Here is a 7,205-nt window from a genome sequence, read left to right on the forward strand (position 1 = left end):
CCTCCCATAATGAATAGGGGGTTTGACTAGAATTAAGGACTCACCATGATTCCCAACGAAGACCAGACCCAGATCCGCGACATGGCCCGGCAGTTCGCCGAGGAACGGCTGAAACCGTTCGCCGCCGAGTGGGATCGCGAGCACCGTTTCCCCAAGGAAGCCATCGGCGAGATGGCCGAACTGGGCTTTTTCGGCATGCTGGTGCCGGAGCAGTGGGGCGGCTGTGACACGGGCTATCTGGCTTACGCCATGGCCCTGGAAGAAATCGCCGCCGGCGACGGTGCCTGCTCGACCATCATGAGCGTGCACAACTCGGTGGGCTGCGTGCCGATCCTCAAATTTGGCAACGACGACCAGCGCGAACGTTTCCTCAAACCGCTGGCCAGCGGCGCCATGCTTGGTGCCTTCGCGCTGACTGAACCACAAGCCGGTTCCGATGCCAGCAGCCTGAAAACCCGCGCACGCCTTGAAGGCGATCACTACGTACTCAACGGCTGCAAACAATTCATCACCTCCGGGCAGAACGCCGGGATCGTGATCGTGTTTGCCGTGACCGACCCGAGCGCCGGTAAACGGGGCATCAGTGCGTTCATCGTGCCCACTGATTCGCCTGGCTACAAAGTCGCCCGGGTCGAAGACAAGCTCGGCCAGCACGCCTCGGACACCTGCCAGATTCTCTTTGAAGACGTGAAAGTGCCGGTTGCCAACCGCTTGGGCGAAGAGGGCGAAGGCTACAAGATCGCCCTGGCCAACCTTGAAGGCGGACGCGTCGGCATCGCTTCGCAATCGGTGGGCATGGCCCGCGCCGCGTTCGAAGCGGCCCGCGATTACGCCCGTGAGCGCGACACCTTTGGCAAACCGATCATCGAGCACCAGGCCGTGGCCTTCCGCCTCGCCGACATGGCCACGCAGATCGCTGTCGCCCGGCAAATGGTGCATTACGCTGCCGCCCTGCGTGACAGTGGTCAGCCAGCCCTGGTCGAAGCCTCGATGGCGAAACTGTTCGCCTCGGAAATGGCCGAGAAGGTCTGCTCGATGGCGCTGCAGACGCTGGGCGGTTACGGTTACCTCAACGACTTCCCGCTGGAACGCATCTACCGCGATGTGCGTGTCTGCCAGATCTACGAAGGCACCAGCGACATTCAGCGCATGGTTATTTCGCGCAATCTCTGACAAGGAATCTTGCCCATGACTTACGAAACAATTCTGCTGGAAAACCACGGCCGCGTCGGTCTGATCACCCTGAACCGCCCGCAGGCGCTCAACGCCCTGAATGCGCAACTGGTCAGCGAAGTGAACCACGCCCTCGATGGCCTCGAAGTGGATGCGAATATCGGCTGTATCGTCATCACCGGCTCGAAAAAAGCGTTCGCCGCCGGTGCCGATATCAAGGAAATGGCCGAGCTGACCTACCCGCAGATCTACATGGATGATCTGTTCAGCGACAGCGATCGCGTGGCCAACCGACGCAAGCCGATCATCGCGGCAGTCAACGGCTTCGCCCTCGGTGGCGGCTGTGAACTGGCGCTGATGTGCGACTTCATTCTGGCCGGCGACAATGCAAAGTTCGGCCAGCCGGAAATCAACCTCGGCGTGCTCCCGGGCATGGGCGGCACCCAGCGCCTGACCCGTGCCGTGGGCAAGGCCAAGGCCATGGAAATGTGCCTGAGCGGACGTTTGATCGATGCAGTCGAAGCCGAGCGTTGCGGCATTGTCGCGCGGATCGTGCCGAGCGATGAGTTGCTGGACGAAGCGCTGAAAGTCGCTGCAGTGATCGCCAGCAAATCGCTGCCGATTGCGATGATGGTCAAGGAAAGCGTCAACCGTGCTTTTGAGGTCAACCTGACCGAAGGCGTGCGCTTCGAGCGCCGGGTGTTCCATGCGGCGTTTGCCACCCAGGATCAGAAGGAAGGCATGGCGGCGTTTGTGGCCAAACGGGCGCCGGAATTTCAGGGCAAATAATGCGTTGACCTGACTGACGCCTTCGCGAGCAAGCCCGCTCCCACAGTGGATCTGCGTCGTACGCAAAGTCCCTGTAGGCGTGAGCCTGCTCGCGATGCTTCTAGAGCTGGTAGTTCTTCAGTTCACGCGCAATCACCATGCGCTGAATCTCGCTCGAGCCTTCGTAGATCTGAGTAATCCGCGCGTCGCGGTAGTATTTCTCGACCGGATAATCCTCCAGGTACCCATACCCGCCATGAATCTGAATCGCCGAGGAGCAGACCTTCTCGGCCATCTCGGACGCGAACAGCTTGGCCTGTGAAGCTTCCGACAGGCACGGTTTACCCGCCGTGCGCAGACGCGCCGCGTGCAGGATCATCAAGCGTGCCGCGTTGATTTGCATGTGCATGTCGGCCAGCAGGTTGGCGATGCTCTGGTGTTCGTTGATCGGCTTGCCGAACTGGATGCGTTCACGCGAGTAAACCAGCGCTGCTTCAAACGCGGCCCGGGCAATGCCCAGGGCTTGTGCGGCGATGCCGATGCGTCCGCCTTCGAGGTTGGACAGGGCAATCGCCAGGCCCTTGCCACGCTCGCCGAGCAGGTTAGCTTGGGGAATGCTGCAGTTGTTGAGCGTCACGGCGCAGGTGTCGGAGGCGCGGATGCCCATCTTGTGTTCGGTACGGTTGACGATGAAGCCCGGGGTATCGGTGGGCACCAGAAACGCGGAGATGCCTTTCTTGCCCAGATCCGGATCAGTCACCGCAAATACGATTGCCAGTTTCGCCCGTTTGCCGTTGCTGACGAATTGCTTGGCGCCGTTGATCACCCACTGGCCGTCACGCAGTTCGGCGCGGGTGCGCAGGTTGTGCGCCTCGGAGCCGGCTTGCGGTTCAGTCAGGCAGAAGCAGCCGATGGTCTGACCGCTGGCGAGGTCGGCCAGCCAGGACTGTTTCTGCTCTTCGCTGCCGTAATTCATGACCGGCCCGCAGCCCACCGAGTTGTGGATGCTCATGAACGCGCCGGTCGCGCCGTCGCCGGCAGAGATTTCTTCCACGGCCAAGGCGTATGCCACGTAATCGACGTAAGTGCCGCCCCATTCCTCGGGCACCACCATACCCAGCAGGCCCAGTTCGCCCATCTTCGCCACCAGCGCGTCGTCGATCCAGCCGGCCTTTTCCCAGGCTTGCGCATGGGGCGCGATTTCGCCACGGGCAAAGTCCCGGGCCATGTCGCGGATCATCACTTGTTCTTCAGTCAGTTCGAGATCGTGCATGGCTCAGCTCCCGCTCTCAGTAAACCCGTGGAAAAAACTCGCGACGTGCCCGGCGTCCAGCGCAGCGAGGGTCGGCGGGTTCCAGCGTGGTGTCTTGTCTTTGTCGATCAGCAGGGCGCGCACGCCTTCGATCAGGTCGCCGCGTTCGAACCACTGGCGATCCAGATGCAGTTCGAGGGCGAAGCAGTGTTCCAGGCTCAGTTGCCGGCCGCGCCGGAGCATCTCCAGGGTCACGGCCATTGCCAACGGTGAGCGGGTCTCCAGCAGGTCAGCAGTGGCGGTGGCCCAGGCGTGACTGTCGGCGACCGTCACCGCACGCAGTTGCTCGACGATGCTCGGCACGTCCGGCAGGGCGAAGAAGTGGTCGATGGCCGGGCGCAGCTGTTGCAACGGTGCATCGGCCAGGGTCTGCACGCCATTTTTGGCGAGCAGGCTTTGCAGGTCCTTGAGCGGCGTGTCGTGCCACTCCAGTTGATCGAGTTGCTCGTCCAGGCTCGGCAGTTTGCTGCTGTCGACGTACCAGTCGGCCAGCCCGCAATACAGCGCATCGGCCGCGCGAATCTGCACGCCGCTGACGCCCAGATAGACCCCCAGTTCACCGGGAATCCGCGAGAGGAAATAGCTGCCGCCGACATCCGGAAAATAACCGATGGCCACTTCCGGCATCGCCAGGCGGCTCTTTTCGGTAACCACCCGCAAATCCGCACCTTGCACCAGGCCCATGCCGCCGCCGAGGACAAAGCCGTCCATCAGGGCCAGCACCGGTTTGCGGTAGTGATGAATCGTCAGGTCGAGGGCGTATTCCTCGACGAAGAAATCTTCGTGCAGCGTGTCGCCGCTTTTGAAACTGTCGTACAGGGAACGGATATCGCCACCGGCGCAGAAAGCCTTTTCCCCGGCACCGCGAAACACTACGGCAAGCACACTGGGGTCAGTGGCCCAAACGTCGAGTTGCTGCTGCAACTGGCGAACCATGTCGAGGGTGATGGCGTTGAGACCGGCGGGGCGGTTGAGGGTCAGGTGACCGATGTGATTGCGAACCTCGGCCAGCACTTCGTTTTGCGTGGCATCCATGGACGGGGTCCGGGGGGATGAAGCCTGAGCAGTCATCACTAACTCCCTGCTTTTATTGTCTTTATTCGAGAAGCTCGCGCGCGAGCGTTAACGGATCGTAACAGTGCAAATTTGCCGTGTACAACGGGGATATGTGCAGGGGGAGTTTGCGTTTTTGCAGCAGCGCACGGCTAGTCATTGTGGCGAGGGAGCTTGCTCCCTCGCCACAATGATTCAGGTGTTTATCGGGTGAAAACTTCGCCAATGCTGCGGCGTTTGGCGTGCAGCTCGCTGGCGTGAATCAGTTGTTCGAGATCCTCGGGCGTGACGTCGATAAACGCTTGCATATCCGCCAGTGCCAGTTTCAAGTCAGCGGCGGTGATGGCCTGGTTGTCGATCGGCGTCATCAATGGCGCGGGCTCGGTCGGGCGTTTCGGGTAGCGGATGCGCGTCAGGTTGTTGTAGACCAGAGCGCTGAGCAGCATGCACGCAGCGGCCAGCATCACCGGCTCCATGGCTTTCCAGTCCAGGGCGACGGTTGCCGGATCGGCCAGTACCAGCGTCAGCGCGAGCGCACCGGCCGGTGGGTGCAGGCAGCGCAGCCAGCACATCAGGATCAGCGCCATGCCTGCCGCCAGACACGCGCTGCCCAAGGTTCGACCCAGCACGTGGGCCACCAGTAGCGCGACAACACTGGCGCACAGGTAGCCGCCGATGATCGACCACGGTTGCGCGAGCGCGCCGGAAGACACAGCGAACAGCAACACCGCCGATGCGCCCAGTGGCCCGATCAGGTGATAGGCGACTTCATAGCCGAACACCTGACCGCACGCCCAGACGCTGAACAGCGTGCCCAACGCCATGCCAATGGCGGCGCGGCTCCATTCGGTGGGGCGGGTGTTGATGGCGGCGGGCAACCAGCGAGCGAGCATGTGAATCGGGTCCTTGCGCTAAATTCGGGGCAAAAAAAAGGACTTGTCCGTTTCGGAAAGTCCTCGAAGCGTTCCAACTATTGGGGGAGGAACGCGCACAGTGTGCCGTGCAAACTCGATGCTGACAAATTCATATAAATGCTGCTTCAGTGCATTATTTTTGAATTGTCGCCACACGCCGCCCACTGACAAAACACAAATACCCACCCAGCGCCGCCAAAGCGCTCAAAGCGTAGAACATGCTTGGCGCCGGCGTGTGCATCAGCAGGAACCCACACATCACCGGGCTCACCGCGCCGCCCAGCGCGGCGAGGTTCTGTGCACCGTAGTAACTGCCGCGCAGTTCTTCTGGAGCGAGAGTGTCGACAAAAAGGAAATCCGCCGGGTAGATGATCATCTCGCCGAGGGTGAAGATGAACATCGCCACGCACCAGCCAACGAGGCTGTCCGCCAGGCTGAAGCCGATCAGACCGACGATGAACAACGCGGTGCCGCCGGCAATCCAGAAGCGCAGGTGCTCGCGCTTGAGAAAACGGCCGATCTGGTATTGCAGCAGGATCACTGTGATCGCGTTGCAGGCGAGCAGGGCGGCCATGGTGTCGAGCGTCTGTTGTTGGGTGTGGGTCGCCAGCAGGTATTGCGACAGGTACAGGGTGAAGCGCCCGTGCACCAGCGTACTGAGCAGGCAACCGAGGGTAAACAGGATCATCGTGCGGTCGTTTTTCAGGATGATCAGGGTTTTCACGAAGCTTTGCGGTTGGCTGGCCGACGCCAGAGGGTTCACCTCACGGGAGACGCCCAACAACAGGAGAATGCTGCCACAGGCAATCAGGCCCGCGACGATGAACGGCGCCGAGGGCCAGATCCCGGCAATCACTACGCCAATCATCGGGCCAATGGCGTAACCAATATTGGTCAGTGTGTAGTTCAGCGAAAACGCCTTGACCCGCTGGCCCACCGGCAGATTTTCACTGAGGATCGCCTTGGAGCAGATCAGGAACAGCGCTGAAGCCGTTTCACTGATGATCAGCACCAGCGTGACCAGATACAGATTTTGCGCGAAGGTCAGCAGGATCAGGCCAATGCCGCTGGAGAGCATGGTCAGGATCAACAGCCGGCGCTTGTCGAGCCGATCGATGATGTAACCGCCGTACAGCGAGAACAGCGTGGCGCTGAACACCGCGATACCCAGCAACAAGCCGACGTCCTGCGGGTTGAGGCCCAGTTTGTTGCTGAGGAACAGGGTCAGTAGCGGACTGATCAGCGCACGGCTGATGACGATGGTCAACGAGGTGACCATCAGGCGGCGGATCAGGCGGGAGTAAGTGGCCACGGCTGTGCAAATGTCCTTATTTTTGGGAGCGAGCCTGCTCGCGAGTGCCGGGTTTCAGGCGCCAACACAGTTGATCGAGAGGACGCTATCGCGAGCAGGCTCACGCCGACAAGGGATTTGTCGGCTCAGGGCAATATCAGGTGCATGGCGCAGCGTCGCTCGGCGGCAAAGCCATGTTCGACTTCCTTGTGCAGCGCCTCGAGCAAGTGCGCCTCAAGCTCATCCGGCGCGGCGATGACAAAGCCCATCCGCTGATAAAAAGGCGCATTCCACGGCACATCGCGAAAGGTGGTCAGGGTCACGGCACGCATCTGCCGGTGGCGCGCATGCTCAATCGCGGCCATCACCAGTTGACGACCCGCGCCTTGTCCCTGAAACGCCTGGCTGACCGACACTTCTTCAATGTGCAGTTGGTCGCCGACGTCCAGCGCGCGGATAAATCCTGCGAGTTGCGCAGTGGCGCTTTCGGCAACCCAGACGTGGGCCTGCTCGATGGCCTGGCGATGTTGTACGGCGCTCGCCACGTCACTGTCGGCGAGCCAGGCAAGGGTCGGATCGACGCGAAACAGCTCGGCGGCCGAGCGTTCGATGGCGGGGAGGGCGGATGCGTCAGTAGCCCGTGCGGGGCGAATCGTGAGGGTCATGTAAGCGGTGCCGATGGCTGCGATCGTTT

At 61.3% G+C, this 7,205-nt stretch carries 7 protein-coding genes; 2 read left to right on the plus strand and 5 right to left on the minus strand.

The annotated features are described in order from the left end of the window. The first annotated feature begins 45 nt into the window (after window positions 1-45). Both AC0J41_RS12180 and AC0J41_RS12185 read left to right on the plus strand, forming a co-directional pair. Entirely contained in the window at window positions 46-1,173 is a 1,128-nt protein-coding gene (locus AC0J41_RS12180) for an acyl-CoA dehydrogenase (protein ID WP_025109815.1), read from the plus strand. 15 nt (window positions 1,174-1,188) lie between these two features. Further along, complete coding sequence (locus tag AC0J41_RS12185; RefSeq protein ID WP_473015718.1) at window positions 1,189-1,962, plus strand: enoyl-CoA hydratase; 774 nt, start codon at window positions 1,189-1,191, stop codon at window positions 1,960-1,962. Window positions 1,963-2,062: 100 nt separating this feature from the next. Here AC0J41_RS12185 and AC0J41_RS12190 read toward each other — a convergent pair whose 3' ends face one another. The 5 genes from AC0J41_RS12190 to AC0J41_RS12210 all read right to left on the minus strand — a co-directional run bounded on the left by AC0J41_RS12190 (window position 2,063) and on the right by AC0J41_RS12210 (window position 7,176). After that, complete coding sequence (locus tag AC0J41_RS12190; RefSeq protein WP_473015719.1) at window positions 2,063-3,214, minus strand: acyl-CoA dehydrogenase family protein; 1,152 nt, start codon at window positions 3,212-3,214, stop codon at window positions 2,063-2,065. 3 nt (window positions 3,215-3,217) lie between these two features. Next, a complete protein-coding gene (locus AC0J41_RS12195) occupies window positions 3,218-4,324 on the minus strand; it encodes an enoyl-CoA hydratase/isomerase family protein (RefSeq protein ID WP_473015720.1) in 1,107 nt (368 codons plus the stop codon). 185 nt (window positions 4,325-4,509) lie between these two features. Then, complete coding sequence (locus AC0J41_RS12200) at window positions 4,510-5,199, minus strand: HPP family protein (protein WP_473015721.1); 690 nt, start codon at window positions 5,197-5,199, stop codon at window positions 4,510-4,512. Between the two features lie 154 nt (window positions 5,200-5,353). After that, a complete protein-coding gene (locus AC0J41_RS12205) occupies window positions 5,354-6,532 on the minus strand; it encodes an MFS transporter (RefSeq protein WP_025109810.1) in 1,179 nt (392 codons plus the stop codon). Between the two features lie 125 nt (window positions 6,533-6,657). Next, window positions 6,658-7,176, minus strand: coding sequence for a GNAT family N-acetyltransferase (locus AC0J41_RS12210; RefSeq protein WP_473015723.1), 519 nt, complete (start codon window positions 7,174-7,176; stop codon window positions 6,658-6,660). Window positions 7,177-7,205: the final 29 nt, after the last annotated feature.

It is taken from the genome of Pseudomonas sp. Arb-4-2C (assembly GCF_055755015.1).